17 protein-coding genes are annotated in these 15,446 nt (G+C 45.6%); 15 read left to right on the top strand and 2 right to left on the bottom strand.

Going from position 1 to position 15,446, the window contains the following annotated elements; all coding sequences use genetic code 11:
* Positions 1 to 19: 19 nt before the first annotated feature.
* From F7Y48_RS06330 to F7Y48_RS06260, 15 genes are all read left to right on the top strand, one after another.
* Positions 20 to 1,132: a chemotaxis response regulator protein-glutamate methylesterase gene (locus tag F7Y48_RS06330; RefSeq protein WP_316682587.1), complete on the top strand. Its 1,113-nt coding sequence runs from the start codon at positions 20 to 22 to the stop codon at positions 1,130 to 1,132.
* An 8-nt stretch (positions 1,133 to 1,140) separates the two neighbouring features.
* A complete protein-coding gene (locus tag F7Y48_RS06325; protein WP_006741712.1) occupies positions 1,141 to 1,920 on the top strand; it encodes a ParA family protein in 780 nt (259 codons plus the stop codon).
* Positions 1,910 to 3,016 (top strand): chemotaxis protein CheW, encoded by a 1,107-nt coding sequence (locus F7Y48_RS06320; RefSeq protein ID WP_257896871.1) that lies wholly within the window; start codon positions 1,910 to 1,912, stop codon positions 3,014 to 3,016. The genes F7Y48_RS06325 and F7Y48_RS06320 overlap by 11 nt, the downstream gene beginning before the upstream one ends.
* Before the next feature lie 35 nt (positions 3,017 to 3,051).
* Positions 3,052 to 3,546, top strand: a complete 495-nt coding sequence (locus F7Y48_RS06315; RefSeq protein ID WP_005380507.1) for a chemotaxis protein CheW — start codon at positions 3,052 to 3,054, stop codon at positions 3,544 to 3,546.
* A 14-nt stretch (positions 3,547 to 3,560) separates the two neighbouring features.
* On the top strand, positions 3,561 to 4,055 hold the full coding sequence (locus F7Y48_RS06310; protein WP_046875563.1) for a DUF2802 domain-containing protein: 495 nt from the start codon (positions 3,561 to 3,563) through the stop codon (positions 4,053 to 4,055).
* Between the two features lie 286 nt (positions 4,056 to 4,341).
* On the top strand, positions 4,342 to 4,959 hold the full coding sequence (gene ccmA, locus F7Y48_RS06305) for a cytochrome c biogenesis heme-transporting ATPase CcmA (RefSeq protein ID WP_012841536.1): 618 nt from the start codon (positions 4,342 to 4,344) through the stop codon (positions 4,957 to 4,959).
* Between the two features lies 1 nt (position 4,960).
* Positions 4,961 to 5,629, top strand: a complete 669-nt coding sequence (gene ccmB / locus F7Y48_RS06300; protein ID WP_006741714.1) for a heme exporter protein CcmB — start codon at positions 4,961 to 4,963, stop codon at positions 5,627 to 5,629.
* A 109-nt stretch (positions 5,630 to 5,738) separates the two neighbouring features.
* Entirely contained in the window at positions 5,739 to 6,482 is a 744-nt protein-coding gene (locus F7Y48_RS06295) for a heme ABC transporter permease (protein ID WP_005394301.1), read from the top strand.
* 11 nt (positions 6,483 to 6,493) lie between these two features.
* Positions 6,494 to 6,700, top strand: coding sequence for a heme exporter protein CcmD (ccmD, locus tag F7Y48_RS06290; protein ID WP_005380515.1), 207 nt, complete (start codon positions 6,494 to 6,496; stop codon positions 6,698 to 6,700).
* Positions 6,697 to 7,182, top strand: coding sequence for a cytochrome c maturation protein CcmE (gene ccmE / locus F7Y48_RS06285; RefSeq protein WP_005380516.1), 486 nt, complete (start codon positions 6,697 to 6,699; stop codon positions 7,180 to 7,182). The genes ccmD and ccmE overlap by 4 nt, the downstream gene beginning before the upstream one ends.
* Positions 7,179 to 9,155 carry a heme lyase CcmF/NrfE family subunit gene (locus F7Y48_RS06280; protein ID WP_005394299.1) on the top strand — a complete coding sequence of 659 codons (1,977 nt, stop codon included), beginning with the start codon at positions 7,179 to 7,181 and terminating at the stop codon, positions 9,153 to 9,155. Before ccmE ends, F7Y48_RS06280 begins: the two co-directional genes overlap by 4 nt.
* Before the next feature lies 1 nt (position 9,156).
* On the top strand, positions 9,157 to 9,711 hold the full coding sequence (locus tag F7Y48_RS06275) for a DsbE family thiol:disulfide interchange protein (RefSeq protein ID WP_012841537.1): 555 nt from the start codon (positions 9,157 to 9,159) through the stop codon (positions 9,709 to 9,711).
* A complete protein-coding gene (locus F7Y48_RS06270) occupies positions 9,708 to 10,196 on the top strand; it encodes a cytochrome c-type biogenesis protein (protein ID WP_258506758.1) in 489 nt (162 codons plus the stop codon). The genes F7Y48_RS06275 and F7Y48_RS06270 overlap by 4 nt, the downstream gene beginning before the upstream one ends.
* A complete protein-coding gene (gene ccmI / locus F7Y48_RS06265; RefSeq protein WP_085342878.1) occupies positions 10,196 to 11,410 on the top strand; it encodes a c-type cytochrome biogenesis protein CcmI in 1,215 nt (404 codons plus the stop codon). Before F7Y48_RS06270 ends, ccmI begins: the two co-directional genes overlap by 1 nt.
* Positions 11,411 to 11,625: 215 nt before the next feature.
* Positions 11,626 to 12,399, top strand: a complete 774-nt coding sequence (locus F7Y48_RS06260) for a VacJ family lipoprotein (RefSeq protein WP_005394290.1) — start codon at positions 11,626 to 11,628, stop codon at positions 12,397 to 12,399.
* Between the two features lie 74 nt (positions 12,400 to 12,473).
* Here the strand turns inward: F7Y48_RS06260 and F7Y48_RS06255 are convergent, their stop codons facing one another.
* Both F7Y48_RS06255 and F7Y48_RS06250 read right to left on the bottom strand, forming a co-directional pair.
* A complete protein-coding gene (locus tag F7Y48_RS06255; RefSeq protein WP_258506754.1) occupies positions 12,474 to 13,802 on the bottom strand; it encodes an outer membrane protein transport protein in 1,329 nt (442 codons plus the stop codon).
* Positions 13,803 to 14,111: 309 nt separating this feature from the next.
* A complete protein-coding gene (locus F7Y48_RS06250; protein WP_085342876.1) occupies positions 14,112 to 15,389 on the bottom strand; it encodes an outer membrane protein transport protein in 1,278 nt (425 codons plus the stop codon).
* Positions 15,390 to 15,446 lie beyond the last annotated feature (57 nt).

Here is a 15,446-nt window from a genome sequence, read left to right as displayed (position 1 = left end):
CGTTATTAAAAGGAATAAGATGGCGATTAAAGTACTAGTCGTTGATGATTCGAGTTTTTTTCGACGTCGCGTGAGCGAAATCATCAACTCAGAATCGCGCCTAGAAGTGATTGACGTTGCGGTAAATGGCAGAGAGGCGGTTGAGAAAGCCAAATCTCTTAAACCGGACGTCATCACGATGGATATTGAAATGCCAGTGATGGATGGCATTACCGCTGTACGTGAAATCATGGCAGCGGCTCCAACGCCAATCCTAATGTTTTCGTCCCTGACTCATGACGGGGCGAAAGCCACGCTTGATGCGCTTGATGCGGGCGCATTGGATTTCTTACCGAAAAAGTTTGAAGACATCGCACGTAACCGCGAAGAAGCGGTGTCACTGCTTCAGCAACGAGTTATTCAGATTGCTTCGAAGCGCGCTTTTATGCGTCGACCAATCACTCGCGTTGCTGCGAGTACCAATGCGGCATCTCGTCCACTAGGTTCAAGAACGGCTTCGCCAGCGACTCCAGCTCCTGCTCGACCGGCTGCGGCAAAGTTCCGAGCCTCCGGTAAGAAGTATCAACTGACCGCAATTGGCACGTCGACTGGTGGTCCGGTTGCTTTGCAAAAAATTCTGACGCGTTTACCGATGAACTACCCGCATCCGATCGTATTGATCCAACATATGCCAGCAACCTTTACTGCTGCATTTGCCAGCCGTTTGAATACCTTGTGTAAGATTCAAGTGAAAGAAGCAGAAGACGGCGATGTCTTACAGCCTGGTGTGGCATACCTTGCTCCAGGTGGTAAGCAAATGATGGTGGATGGTCGAGCGGGGGCTGCTCGTCTTCGTATCATTGATGGCGGCGACCGCATGAACTACAAACCATGTGTGGATGTGACTTTTGGTTCTGCAGCCAAAGTATACGGTGACAAAGTACTCTCTTTAGTGCTGACTGGCATGGGTGCAGACGGTCGTGAAGGCGCTCGTATGTTGAAGTCTGCAGGCTCAACTATTTGGGCTCAAGATGAAGAAAGTTGTGTTGTTTATGGTATGCCCCAAGCTGTTGCTAAAGCAGGCATTTCTTCAGAAGATTTACCGCTTGACCGCATTGCAGAACGCATGTTGGTGGAAGTTGGCCTAGCGTAGGATTCATCATGATTGTTTGGAGTGTAGCTAACCAGAAAGGTGGCGTGGGTAAAACCACCTCAACAGTGACATTAGCGGGTTTGCTGAGTCAAAAAGGTCATCGCGTACTGATGGTCGATACTGACCCTCACGCATCACTGACTACCTATCTTGGTTATGATCCTGACGCAGTAACTTCGAGCCTATTTGATTTATTCCAGTTGAAGACATTCTCTCGTGAAACGGTGAGGCCGTTAATCCTAGAGACAAAACTGGAAGGGATGGATATCATTCCCGCGCATATGTCCCTTGCGACGCTTGATCGTGTCATGGGGAATCGCAGTGGGATGGGGCTGATCTTAAAACGAGCTCTACAAGCGGTCTCACAAGACTATGATTATGTGTTGATTGACTGTCCGCCAATTCTTGGTGTGATGATGGTCAACGCACTGGCCGCCAGTGACCGAATTTTGATTCCCGTTCAAACCGAGTTTTTGGCGATGAAAGGCTTGGAACGCATGATGCGCACGTTAACCATTATGCAAAAGTCTCGTCCGGGTGGTTTCAAAGTGACTATCGTTCCAACGATGTATGACAAGCGCACCAAAGCGTCTTTGCAGACATTGATGCAACTGAAGAAAGATTACCCAAATCAAGTATGGACCTCTGCGGTGCCGATTGATACCAAGTTCCGTGATGCTAGTTTAAAGCATTTGCCAGCATCGCATTTTGCATCTGGTAGTCGTGGTGTGTTTGCGTATAAACAGTTACTGATTTACCTGGAGAGGTTAGCGTTCGATGAGCAGTAACGACGTGCTTTCCAGTGAACAAGCGCTTGATGACTACTTTAATGCGCTATTGGGTGATGAGGCTGAAGCAACGACTCTTGAGGAAGAGCTTGACTTGCTGGCTCAAGAAATATCATCTGCAGAGCCAGAGCCAGAGCCAGAGCCAGAGCCAGAGCCAGAGCCAGAGCCAGAGCCAGAGCCAGAGCCAGAGCCAGAGCCAGAGCCAGAGCCAGAGCCAGAGCCAGAGCCAGAATTACAGTTTCAATACTCGGAGCCGGAAACTTACCAGTTTCAAGAAGCGTACCCGCCAGAATTGGAAGCCCCAAATCTGGAAGATGTGCAAAGGTTATTAAGTCAGCTTGAAGCAAGCAACCCTGTAGCCGAGTTAGATATTGATAGTATTCTTGAACAAAATACGATTGATATTGCAGCAGAAATAAAAGCGGCTGAGCCAGACGTACAAACCGTTAGTGAGGCGCCCGAGTTACAAACAGTTGAAGAGATACAAGACTGGGTGATTGATGCGCCAGTTTTTGAGGAAACTCAGCCAGAACTGGTTGAACCTCAATCGGTGATTGAGCATGATGTCAATATAGAATCGAACGTTGATACCGAGCTCGAGACACAAACAGGTTCCGAAATACCAACTGACTGGGAAAGCACGAAGCGAAGTGAAGATTTTCAAGTGCTTTACTTTGATGTGAATGATGTCACGTTTGCCGTACCGCTTGATGAGTTAGGTGGTATTCATCGCATCAGCGAGCTTAACCATTTGATAGGAAAGCCCGCCTGGTATTTGGGGCTACAAACAAATCGTGAGCAACAGTTTGATGTCGTCGATACCGCGAAATGGGTGATGGCAGATAAGCTTCGCGATGACAGTTACAAAGATAATTACCAATACGTTGTCATGCTTGGAGAGAGCATGTGGGGGCTGGCCAGTAACCAACTAATGGGGACGGAAACGCTCAATATCGACAAGGTTCGCTGGCGTGAACAGGCGGGTAAGCGCCCTTGGCTAGCGGGCATGGTAAAAGAAAAAATGTGCGCCTTAATTCATGTCCAGGCGCTCATTGACATGCTAAACGCCGGTTTAGATGTCAAATCACTGAATTAGATTTAAGTCGGGAACGACATTAACGAGGATTAACTATGTCTCAAGCTTTTGAAGTAGAAGTGAAGAAAGATGCATCGAATGACGAAGTTCTTCAGTGGGTGACGTTCCAGCTAGAAGAAGAAACGTACGGCATCAACGTAATGCAAGTTCGTGAAGTACTTCGTTATACTGAAATTGCACCCGTTCCAGGTGCGCCAGATTATGTTCTGGGTATCATCAACCTGCGTGGTAACGTGGTTACTGTTATCGACACGCGTTCGCGTTTCGGCCTGATGGAAGGCGAAGTTACAGATAATACTCGTATTATTGTGATCGAGTCAGAGCGTCAAGTGATTGGTATTTTGGTAGATAGTGTGGCAGAAGTGGTTTACCTACGTTCTTCTGAAATTGACACGACGCCTTCTGTTGGTACTGATGAAAGCGCGAAGTTCATCCAAGGTGTGAGCAACCGTGACGGCAAACTTCTTATCCTTGTGGATTTGAACAAGCTCCTAACGGATGACGAATGGGACGAGATGGCTCACCTATAATGGGCTGAATAATGATGGCTGAAGAGACTCTTTTATCTGTTCCATTCCTTGCGGGTGGCGTCGCTTTTATCGTGTTGGTGTTGGTTGTTTTGCAACTGCGCATTCGCTCGGGGTTGCAAAAGCAAGTAGACCAGCAACGAGCACAGTCTCGACATGTAGATAAAGAAGTACAAAAGTTGAGTAAGCAGTTACTCGAAGTGCGTTCGGTTGTCGTTGGTCTTGGACAAAAAGTAACGGAACAACAAGACATTATTCAGCACCTAAACGAGAGAATTCGTGAACTCGAGCACGCTGATACTGATGGTCGCTTGTACAGTCGAGCTTCTAAAATGGTACAGCTTGGTGCAGATATCAATGAGCTCATTGAAGAGTGTGAACTGCCAAAAGCTGAAGCGGAATTGATGCTTTCACTACAGAAAAAACTGGCGGGAAAAGAGAAAATTCCACCACTAAGCGGTCAGCCATCAGATGATGCAGAATACCCGACGCGTGGACGTCGTCGACGCTAAAGGTTTTAAAGCGATAAAAAGAGGCGATAAGCCTCTTTTTTTGTGTTCGGTTACTAATTATCTTTTTGCAATACAGCCCTAGGTTACCTTGAGCTCTCTTCATTCTTAGCACTCGCTCCCCAAGTTAAAATGAGAGCTTATAACTACTTATAGTTAATTTTATTAAAGTGTGACGATTAATTAACAAAAATACATGAACTTACATACATCCCAGCCCTCTTATCCTGTTTTGTCATAACTAAGCTGTGCTAATATAGCGCTTCGTTCATTTTTTAGTTGAAGCTCTATGTTAGAAGTATCTAACCTGACAGCGATCCGTGATGAGAGGGTCCTGTTTGAAAACCTGCAGTTTGAAATTAAGCCTGGTGAATTGGTCCAGATAGAAGGGCGCAATGGTACTGGCAAAACTACGTTACTACGTATTGTGACAGGTTTAGGTGATAGAGAAGAAGGCATCATTAAGTGGAAAGGAGAAGAGGTTGAAAAATCTCGTGATGTTTTCCATCAAGATCTGCTGTTCTTAGGGCATCAAACTGGAGTGAAACGAGAGCTTACCGCACTAGAAAACTTACGTTTTTACCAATCTATTCAAAATAACCGCTCTTCTGACGAAGAAATCTTCACTGCTTTAACTCAAGTTGGTTTAGCTGGTCGAGAAGATGTGCCTGTAGCACAGCTTTCCGCAGGTCAGCAACGACGAGTGGCACTAGCAAGGTTATGGCTCAGTAAGCAAATTTTATGGATTTTAGATGAACCGTTGACCGCCATAGATAAGCAAGGCGTCAAAGTGCTTGAATCTTTGTTCGCAAGTCACGCTGATAATGGCGGTATTGTCGTGTTGACTACGCATCAAGATATGTTTTCGGACAGCCCGAAACTTAGAAAAATAAAGTTGGGTGATTGATATGATTCCATCTATGACCACCATCATTCGCCGCGAGCTATTGATAGCATTTCGCCGTCAGGCAGACATTCTGAACCCGCTTTGGTTCTTTATTATTGTTATTACTCTGTTTCCTCTTAGTATCGGGCCTGAACCAAATTTGTTAGCACGTATTGCAGCGGGCATTGTTTGGGTTGCCGCATTGCTATCTGCCTTATTATCATTAGAGCGTCTATTTCGTGATGATTTTCAAGACGGTGCATTGGAACAAATGATGCTAATGCCGATTCCATTGCAACTTGTAGTGGTTTCAAAGGTCATAGCACATTGGTTGTTAACAGGGTTACCTCTGATCCTAATTAGCCCATTATTGGCGGTTTTACTTTCGCTCGATTTCAATACTTGGCTATCTGTTGTACTAACCTTGATGATCGGTACACCGACACTAAGTTTTATTGGAGCTATTGGTGTGGCTTTGACGGTTGGGTTGCAAAAGGGGGGCGTTCTTTTGAGTTTGCTTATTCTTCCGCTCTACATCCCAATTTTGATTTTCGCAACATCAGCAATTGATGCCGCCGCGCTTGGTATGGCGTATAACGGTCAACTAGCAATTTTAGGTGCGATGCTAATGGGAGCGATGACGTTAACGCCTTTTGCCATTAGTGCCGCATTGAGAGTTAGTGTTAACTAACTCAATAAAGTGCCAATGAAGCGGCGCTTGATCAAAGAATTATTATTAAAGCACTGCTACGGTCTCAGCCCTTTAGACAGTGTCCCTGAAGTAAGAGTGAGAACAAAACATGTGGAAATGGCTACATCCTTATGCCAAGCCAGAAACCGCTTACCGTTTGAGTGGTAAGTTTCTGCCTTGGTTTTCTGTATTGGCCCTCGTATGCTTATCGGTTGGTACGGTTTGGGGGCTTGCATTTGCGCCTTCAGATTACCAACAAGGTGACAGTTTCCGAATCATCTACATTCATGTCCCATCAGCTATTTGGTCTATGGGCGTTTATATGTCGATGGCGATTGCGGCATTTATTGGCTTAGTATGGCAAGTACGTCTATCTGATATGGCGGCACTTGCGATGGCGCCGATTGGTGCGGTATTTACCTTTATTGCTCTACTTACTGGTGCCGTTTGGGGTAAGCCAATGTGGGGCACTTGGTGGGTATGGGATGCGCGTCTTACTTCAGAGTTGATTCTTCTATTTCTCTATCTTGGTGTTATTGCGCTTTATCACGCGTTTGACGATCAGAAAACAGCCGCAAAAGCGGCGGGTATTTTAGCGATCGTAGGCGTCGTGAACCTACCTATCATTCACTTTTCCGTAGAATGGTGGAACACGCTTCACCAAGGCGCGACGATCACGAAATTTGAACAACCTTCTATTTCATCCGACATGCTTTGGCCGTTATTGCTAAACATCTTTGGCTTTGCGTTCTTCTTTGGTGCAGTGACGATGGTACGTTTTCGTAACGAAATCATCAGTAAAGAAAGTCACCGCCCTTGGGTGCGCAAACTCGCAACAGAACAAACTCAGTGAGGTAATTGATTATGCATTTTGAATCTCTGAGCGACTTTTTTGCCATGGGTGGCTACGCATCATACGTATGGAGTGCGTTTGGTATTACTTTCTTATCCATGCTGATTCTTCTGATCACTAGCCTTCGCCGCGGTGATGCATTATTGAAAGAAGTGAAAGCAAAAATTGACCGTCAAGCTCGTATCGACGCAGCGAAGAACATGGAGAACACCTTATGAACCCGAGACGTAAAAAGAGGCTAGGTATCGTACTAGCGATCTTTATCGGTATTAGTGCCACCATTGGTTTGATACTTTATGCGCTTAACCAAAATATGGACCTTTTCTACACTCCAACGGAATTGGTTAATGGTAAGCCAGATGGCACCAAGCCAGAAGTAGGCCAGCGTCTGCGTATTGGTGGTATGGTGGTTGTGGGCTCGGTTCGTCGAGATCCTAATTCTTTGAAAGTGAGTTTTGACCTGCACGATGTCGGTCCTAAAGTGACGATTACTTATGACGGTATTCTTCCTGACTTGTTCCGTGAAGGGCAGGGTATTGTGGCTCAAGGTGTACTGAAAGATGCCACGACAGTTGAGGCATTTGAGGTCCTAGCGAAGCACGATGAAGAATACATGCCACCAGAAATTGCAGAAGCGATGAAGAAAACGCATGAACCGCTTCAATACAGCACCGAACAGAAACAAGGAAGCGGCCAATGATTGCTGAAATCGGTCACTTTGCTCTCATTCTTTCGCTTGCAATGGCTGTGCTGCTGAGCGTATTGCCATTGTGGGGAGCATCGAATAATAACACCATGCTCATGAACACAGCGCGACCGCTATCTTGGTCTATGTTCCTGATGCTGTTGTTCTCTTTCGCCATTTTATGTTGGGGATTTTATACCAACGACTTCACGTTACAGTATGTAGCGAGCAACTCGAATAGTCAGCTTCCTTGGTACTACCGTTTAACCGCAGTATGGGGTGCACACGAAGGTTCACTGTTGCTATGGGTTTTAATCCAAGCTGCTTGGACTGTCGCTGTAGCGACATTCAGTCGTGGTATGCCGCAAGAGTCGGTTGCACGTGTACTTGCCGTAATGGGCATGATCTCAGTGGGTTTCCTACTGTTTATCATCTTAACGTCAAACCCATTCTTACGTACGTTGCCTTTCTTCCCGGTTGACGGACGTGATTTGAACCCTCTGCTTCAAGACCCTGGTTTGATTGTTCACCCGCCAATGCTTTACATGGGCTACGTTGGTTTCTCGGTTGCCTTCTCTTTTGCGATCGCATCCCTAATGACTGGACGCCTTGATACGGCTTGGGCCCGTTGGTCTCGTCCTTGGACAACCGCTGCATGGGTATTTTTAACACTCGGTATCGCACTAGGCTCTTGGTGGGCTTACTACGAACTTGGCTGGGGTGGCTGGTGGTTCTGGGACCCAGTAGAAAACGCATCATTCATGCCTTGGTTAGCGGGTACCGCATTAATGCACTCTCTTGCCGTGACAGAAAAACGCGGCACATTTAAAGCGTGGACGGTACTATTGGCAATCTCTGCATTTTCGTTGAGTTTGTTGGGCACATTCTTAGTCCGTTCCGGTATTTTAGTATCAGTGCACGCGTTCGCGTCTGACCCGTCACGCGGTATGTTTATTCTAGGCTTCCTCGTTTTCGTTATCGGCGGCTCTTTATTGCTGTTTGCTGTAAAAGGGGCAGCAGTACGTGTACGTGGTAACTTCGACTTAGTCTCTCGTGAAAACGCGCTCTTAGCCAACAACGTATTACTTATCGCAGCACTTGTTGTTGTGTTAGTGGGGACACTGTTGCCGCTCGTACACAAGCAGCTTGGTTTGGGGTCGGTTTCTATCGGTGCGCCATTCTTCGACATGCTGTTTGCTTGGTTGATGATGCCATTTGCTTTCCTACTTGGTATTGGTCCACTTATCCGTTGGAAGCGAGACAATTTATCTAAACTTGTGAAACCAATGCTCGTTTCAGGTGTGCTTGCTTTTGCTTTGGCCGCGGTATGCGTATACCTGTTTGCCGACTTCTTCTCAACTATGGCTTACATTGGCTGGGTAATGGCGATTTGGATTATTGCAATGCATGGCTTTGAACTATATGAGCGTGCAACGCACCGTCATAGCTTTAGTGAAGGCGTTCGCAAGCTGCAGCGTAGCCATTGGGCGATGATGTTGGGTCATGTTGGTCTGGCGGTATCTGTTATCGGTATTGCGATGGTACAGAACTACAGCATCGAGCGTGATGTACGTTTAGCACCTGGCGAACACTTCCAAATTCAAGGTTATGATTTCTACTTCTCAGGCCTGCGTGATAAAGATGGTCCAAACTACGATGGCTACATCGCGGATTTTGAGATCACACATGATGGCAAATACGTGAATACGCTTCACGCTGAGAAGCGCTTCTACCGTACGGCTAAGTCTATGATGACCGAAGCTGCCATTGACCGTGGAATTAGTCGTGACTTATACATTGCAATGGGTGAACGTTTAGACGACAACCGATCTTGGGCTGTTCGTATTTACTATAAACCGTTCGTTCGTTGGATTTGGGCTGGCTCTTTGATTATGGCGTTAGGCGGTGCACTAGCGATTTCAGATAAGCGTTATCGCTTCCGCAAATCTTCAAAGAAAAACGCGAAGTCAAAAGAGCAGGAGGCATAACATGAATAAGAAAATCTTATTTATTCCGCTCGTCGCTTTCATGATTTTGGCGGGCATTTTCGCAACCCAGTTAATGCGCAACCAAGAGGGCGATGATCCAACGAAATTGGAGTCGGTTTTGGTTGGTAAGCCAGTTCCTGAGTTTCACTTAGAAGACTTAGCTGAACCTGGAAAACAATACGACCAGTCAATTTTTAAAGGTGAGCCGTTGCTCTTGAACGTTTGGGCTACGTGGTGTCCAACGTGTTATGCAGAGCATAAATACCTAAACGAATTGGCGGGTAAGGGCGTTAAGATTATCGGTATGAATTACAAAGATGATCGTAACAAAGCGGTAGGTTGGTTGAATGATCTCGGCAACCCTTACTTAATTAGCCTATTTGATGGTAGCGGTATGCTTGGTCTTGACCTTGGCGTTTATGGTGCACCAGAAACATTCATTATTGATGCAAATGGTGTGATTCGCTATCGTCATGTGGGGGATGTTAACCCACGTAATTGGTCAGAAACACTGGAGCCGCTTTACAACAAATTGGTTGAGGAGGCGAAGCAATGAGAAAGCTGATCCTTGCAGTTTTTGCTGTCATGACATTATCTCTTGCTGCTCACGCCGCCATTGAGGTGTACGAGTTCGATAACTTGGAACAAGAACAGCAGTTCAAAGAGCTAAGCCATACGCTCCGTTGCCCTAAATGTCAGAACAACACGATCTCGGATTCTAACGCTGAACTTGCTCAAGACTTACGCCATAAGGTGTACGAAATGACCAAAGAAGGTAAGTCCAAAGATGAGATTGTTGATTACATGATCGCCCGATATGGTAACTTCGTGACTTACAACCCACCATTTACGGTTGCTACTGCGATCTTGTGGCTAGGGCCGCTCGCTGTGGTATTGGGTGGTTTTGGTTTGATTGTACTGCGTAGCCGTAAATCTAAAGTTAAGGCAAAAGCGAGCAGTGACGAGCAATGGGATGAGCAAAAAGAGGCTCGTTTAAAAGCATTGCTTGAAGAAGAAGAGAACAACGGAGATAAGAAGTAATGACACTATTTTGGATTTCCACCGTTGCTCTTACGCTTATTGCTTGTGCGCTGGTGGCTTTGCCGCTGCTTAAACAAAAAGCGAACAATGATGATGTGTTACGCGATGAGCTCAACAAGGCATTTTATAAAGACCGTTTATCTGAACTTGCAGAAGAAACCGACGAAGGGCTGGTTGAAAGCGAAGACGAACTGATTTCTGATCTAAAGCAGTCTCTCCTTGACGATATTCCGGGTGATAAAGCGCAAAAAGAAACCAAGGTTTCACCAATCGCGGTTTTAGTTCCATCGGTAATTCTGACGGTGGCGTTGAGCTATGGCTTGTATTACAAATTTGGCGCGTCAGACGATATTGTTCAATGGCAAGAAGTGTCTGCAAATCTACCTGAGTTATCGAAAAAGCTGATGTCGGCTTCTTCTGAGCCGTTGAGTGACGATGAAATGGCGGATTTGACCCTTGCCCTTCGAACTCGCTTACATTACCAGCCGGAAGACTCGACAGGTTGGTTATTGCTAGGTCGTATTGCGTTAGCAAATCGTGATGTCACGACTGCTATCGATGCGATGGAAAAGTCATATCGCCTAGAGCCCAAAGATCCTGATGTGATGTTGGGTTATGCACAAGCTCTGATGCTGTCTCAAGAGGAAATGGATCAAGCGACGGCTCGCTCATTACTCGGCAAGCTGATGCAGCAAGACTATGTCGATCTGCGTGTGTTTTCTTTGTTAGCGTTCGATGCGTTTGAGCGTCAAGACTTCCCGGCAGCGATCAAGTACTGGGGAATCATGCAGCAAATGATTGGTCCAGAAGATAGCCGCTACGAGATGTTGTCACGCAGTATTGAGAGCGCTCGTAAGCAAATGGGCGAAGCGGTTTCACCGGATAAGAGTGTCGCTGTGACAATTAATGTGGCACCAAATGCTCAGTTGAATCCAAACGCAGTTCTGATTGTGTCGGTACATCGTGCAGATGGCTCACCAATGCCTGTTGCTGCAGCTCGCTATCCGCTGGGTACTTTCCCTCGTACAGTCGTATTAGATGATGGTAATGCCATGATGCAAGGGCAAAAACTATCTTCACTCGACAAGTTAATCGTCCGTGTGCGTGTGGACTCTGACGGTAACGTAGCAACGCGTGATCAAGATTGGCACGGAGAAAGTGACGTCGTTGAATTTGGCGCACCAGTAGAAGTGACCATTGATCAGCAGTATTAATTGTTAACATCTGTCTCTGAAACATGACAACGAGGTAGAGTCAGTTGCCTTTAGTGGTATGACTCTAAACGATCGAGTAGAATACCGAAGGCCAGCGACTGCTGGCCTTTATTTATTCCCATATCTGAGTCATCTTTACTACGTATACTGCTCAACATACGTACAACTGTTCATTGGGTGACTTAGGTACATTAATAGTCGTTATGGAAAATAAAATGTATAACAAGGGTAAATCTACCTTCTTGTTACTGCTTGCAGTTGGACTGGTTGGCTGTTCAAGTGCGCCTGATGAAGCAGTAACGGGACAAGAAACAAATCAAACGACTTCTGATGTGTATGACCCGTTGGAAGGCTTTAACCGAACCATGTGGGAAATCAACTACGAATATTTAGATCCGTATTTGGTTCGTCCTGTATCACTTGCGTATGTGGAATACACGCCAGTTCCTATTCGTTCCGGTATCGCTAACTTCTTGTCGAACTTAGATGAGCCAGCCAGCATGGTTAATAACTTAGTCATGGGTAACGGCACGAAAGCCGTGGACCACTTTAACCGTTTTTGGATTAACTCGACGTTTGGTATTTTCGGTTTATTCGATATTGCAAGTGCCGCGGGTATTACGAAGTACGACGAGAAAGCGTTCAGTGATGCAGTAGGCCACTATGGTGTTGGAAATGGCCCTTACTTCATGATTCCAGGTTATGGCCCGTATACCTTACGTGAAGTGACAGATACCGTAGATAGTACGTATTTACCCCTCTCTTACCTCAACTTCTGGGCGAGTTTGGGTAAGTGGGCGTTTGAAGGCATGGAGAAGCGTGCTTTATTAGTACCGCAAGAAGCACAGTTAGACTCGTCGCCGGATCCATACATTCTTACTCGCGATGTTTATATTCAGCGTCAAAACTTTAAAGCAGAAGTTGAAACGGTGGAAGAAGTTAACATCGAAGAAGAAGAGTATTTAGACGAATACCTAGAAGACTTTTAAGCGCTGTTCTTTACAATATACAAATGAAAAAAGGCTTAGCTGATGCTAAGCCTTTTTTGTATTTTGCAGCTCGGTTAGAAGCGGTAGTTTGCTTGAACACCGATTAGCCAAACATTACCCGTAGTTTCGCCTACGAATTGGCCGCCGACTTGTTCTGCAGTGTCGTCTGACTTGTAACCACGAGACTCAACGATTGGTGCGTCTTTCGCAAAAATATAGGTGAAGCCAGCGTCTAGGCTGAAGTCTTTCGTCCAATCGTACGTTGCGCCAATACTTAGCCAAGTACGGTCAGTTTCTGGGATAGTGATCGTACGGTTTTTGTCGCTTACCGCTGAAGTATCGTACGCAATACCAGTACGTAGCGCTAGCTTAGGATCAAGCTGGTAAGTGGCACCAACAGCAAAGCGGTAGTTATCTTCCCAGTTTTCTACTTTAACCATATGCGTGCCAGCGGTATCTAGACGTGCTTCCAATTTCTCGAAAGAGCTCCAATCCGTCCAGTTAAAGCTTGCGTGTAACGCAAGTTGGTCTGTTACTTGGTGGAAGCTTGCCAACTCAGCCGTTGCAGGCAGGTTTAGGTACATGTAGCCGTTGTCACGTAGCTGTGGAAGCTCAGAAGTACCGAAGCCAAAACCTAGACCTTCAGCATGGCCTTCAAGCTTCAGTTCAACTTCAGATTTGTACGCGAAGCCGATACGGTTATTTTCATTGATCTGCCATGCAGTACCAACTTGCCAGCCCCAAGCGGTATCGTCACCTTCCATGTATTTTAGAGCGGTACCTTGAGGAACACTGATAGTATCGCCAGTGACAGGGTGCTGCCCTACAATGTTATTCTTAGGTGCTGCTGCGCCAAAGCTGCCTTCGCCGATGATGTAACGGATACCACCACCAACGCTGATTGATTCATTGACTTTGTAAGCTGCGTTTAAGTTCGCTTCCATTGTCGTTACGCTTGCTTCGTTACCGAAGTGTGATGCACCAAAGCCTTTACCTAAATCGGTTTCCATGCCGTAGTTGGTGCCAAATGCCAAACCAATCGCGAATTTCTCATTGTATTGGTGTGATAGGTAGAAGTTTGGAATGATTGCATCATGTGCGAAATCATCTGAAGATGCAGAAGAAGTACTACCGTGGAAGTTTACATCACCTTCAATATCAATATTTGGGTTCACATAGATTGCACCAACGGACACTTGAGTGCCTTCCAAATAAGTTAGCATTGCTGGGTTACGCCATTGTGCACTTGCGTTGTCAGCCATTGCTGCTTCACCAGCATATGCTCGACCTAGGCCTGTTGCAGAATATTCAGCAAGTTGGAAACCTGCTGCGTTAGCCATGCCCGTTGTGCCAAGTAGGCTTAATGCCACTGCTGTTGATAGAAGAGTCTTGTTGGTTTTCATTCGAATGTTCGCTGATTTGTTTATAACGTGGGACGAAAGTTTAAAGGTAGAGTTTTTACTTTAGAAATGAAAATCCAACATAAGTAGTCATTTGGAATATTATTCTTTCAAGTGTTGCTTGGGTGGTTTAATTGTCTGACTGTGAAAGGCTTGTAAATGGGATTCAGCGAACAGCTGTGCGTCCTAATTGTGAGATTTAGATACACGTGTTCACTCAAATTGAGTGGGCAATAAATCGCAGATATGAAAAAAGGCTGGAAATCCAGCCTTTTATATAAAGTATTTTTCTACTAACTAACAGCGAAGCGTTTAGAAGCTACGGCTGTATTGTAAGCCGAATAGAATTGCATCAGCGCGTGTTGTTGCTGACAAGCTCGAGATATTTTGAGGGCTTTGAGCGTCACCTGGGTTGTACATTGGGTTTGGTGTTGATTCATTTACCTCAACATCTTTACCCATTAGGTACGTAAAGCCAAAGTCGACATTTGATTTACTATCAATGTGATAAGTAAAGCCGGTAGAGAACCATTGGCGATCTGAGTCAGGAACGGAAACAGACGTTAAGTCAGCTTGAGCGCTCGTGTCGTACATGTAACCAGCACGAAGTGTCCAGTTATTACTTAGGTAATATGTACCACCAATCGAGTAGTGCCAACCATCTTGCCACTGGTACTGTTTATCGTACGATGAGCCAAGAGGAGAGCCTTTTAAGTTAGAGAATTCAATTTGATCGAAAGTTTCCCAGCCAATGTATTGGATGCTGTAGTGTACAGCAAACTTAGTGTCTTGGATTTTGTGGAAGCCAGAGAACTCGGCCATATCTGGTAAAGGTAGTGTGATTTTTTGACCTTTATCGTCTTTTGCTTCCATTTCTGGGCTATGGCGGTATGCAAGACCAAATCGATTGTTTTCATCTAGCTCGTACACAGTACCAACATTGAAACCTACAGCCCAACCATCAGCTTCGTCTACATCGACAAGTGTGCCTATTGCAGCATGTTCACGCTTCATTGTACCTTGGCCGTAGATTAAATCTAAACCAGCACCAAAGCTCCATTGTTCATTGAGACGGTAAGAACCTGCAAGGCCAAAGTTTACGCTCTTAACATCAGTTAAGCCGCCATATTCTTTTGCCGCAAAGCTATTGTCGAATTCTGTCTTAGTACCGAAATTAGAGTATGCGTTTACGCCCCATGCAAACTTGTCATTTACAGGAACGATTAGATGAATGTTCGGTGCAATAGAAGTATCGCCAGCGTCGTCATAGTTTGAGTCGACAGGCTTGAATAGTGTTGGTGCTACTTGGCACGTTGAACCACAATATTTCGCATCTTTCACTTCAATCATTGAAGTAATGCTTTCGAAACCTAGCGAAAGTTCCATTTTATCAAATAGAGCCATTGCTGCTGGGTTACGAGCCATTACCGCGGCGTTATCTGCGATTACTGCATCACCAGCAAATGCACGGCCGATGCCAGTTGCTGATTGAGCGTTGATTTGGAAACCCGCTGCCATCGATTGACCTGAGGCAAAAGCTACCGTTACTGCTAGGAGAGTCTTTTTAAACAGACGCGTGTTCTGAGTCATTTGTTTTTCCTTATTAGATTCGTCTCTTTGGACGATAAATTGAGCTTTTGCTCAGTG

The organism is Vibrio sp. 2-1-2a, from assembly GCF_032648565.1.
Classification (GTDB): domain Bacteria; phylum Pseudomonadota; class Gammaproteobacteria; order Enterobacterales; family Vibrionaceae; genus Vibrio; species Vibrio diabolicus.
This window is presented reverse-complemented; position numbering and strand designations above follow the sequence as displayed.

Bases quoted from the DNA above. Each gene is read 5' to 3' on its own strand.
- F7Y48_RS06330 (WP_316682587.1), top strand. From the start codon at position 20: ATGGCGATTAAAGTACTAGTCGTTGATGATTCGAGTTTTTTTCGACGT.
- F7Y48_RS06325 (WP_006741712.1), top strand. From the start codon at position 1,141: ATGATTGTTTGGAGTGTAGCTAACCAGAAAGGTGGCGTGGGTAAAACC.
- F7Y48_RS06320 (WP_257896871.1), top strand. From the start codon at position 1,910: ATGAGCAGTAACGACGTGCTTTCCAGTGAACAAGCGCTTGATGACTAC.
- F7Y48_RS06315 (WP_005380507.1), top strand. From the start codon at position 3,052: ATGTCTCAAGCTTTTGAAGTAGAAGTGAAGAAAGATGCATCGAATGAC.
- F7Y48_RS06310 (WP_046875563.1), top strand. From the start codon at position 3,561: ATGGCTGAAGAGACTCTTTTATCTGTTCCATTCCTTGCGGGTGGCGTC.
- ccmA (WP_012841536.1), top strand. From the start codon at position 4,342: ATGTTAGAAGTATCTAACCTGACAGCGATCCGTGATGAGAGGGTCCTG.
- ccmB (WP_006741714.1), top strand. From the start codon at position 4,961: ATGATTCCATCTATGACCACCATCATTCGCCGCGAGCTATTGATAGCA.
- F7Y48_RS06295 (WP_005394301.1), top strand. From the start codon at position 5,739: ATGTGGAAATGGCTACATCCTTATGCCAAGCCAGAAACCGCTTACCGT.
- ccmD (WP_005380515.1), top strand. From the start codon at position 6,494: ATGCATTTTGAATCTCTGAGCGACTTTTTTGCCATGGGTGGCTACGCA.
- ccmE (WP_005380516.1), top strand. From the start codon at position 6,697: ATGAACCCGAGACGTAAAAAGAGGCTAGGTATCGTACTAGCGATCTTT.
- F7Y48_RS06280 (WP_005394299.1), top strand. From the start codon at position 7,179: ATGATTGCTGAAATCGGTCACTTTGCTCTCATTCTTTCGCTTGCAATG.
- F7Y48_RS06275 (WP_012841537.1), top strand. From the start codon at position 9,157: ATGAATAAGAAAATCTTATTTATTCCGCTCGTCGCTTTCATGATTTTG.
- F7Y48_RS06270 (WP_258506758.1), top strand. From the start codon at position 9,708: ATGAGAAAGCTGATCCTTGCAGTTTTTGCTGTCATGACATTATCTCTT.
- ccmI (WP_085342878.1), top strand. From the start codon at position 10,196: ATGACACTATTTTGGATTTCCACCGTTGCTCTTACGCTTATTGCTTGT.
- F7Y48_RS06260 (WP_005394290.1), top strand. From the start codon at position 11,626: ATGTATAACAAGGGTAAATCTACCTTCTTGTTACTGCTTGCAGTTGGA.
- F7Y48_RS06255 (WP_258506754.1), bottom strand. From the start codon at position 13,802: ATGAAAACCAACAAGACTCTTCTATCAACAGCAGTGGCATTAAGCCTA.
- F7Y48_RS06250 (WP_085342876.1), bottom strand. From the start codon at position 15,389: ATGACTCAGAACACGCGTCTGTTTAAAAAGACTCTCCTAGCAGTAACG.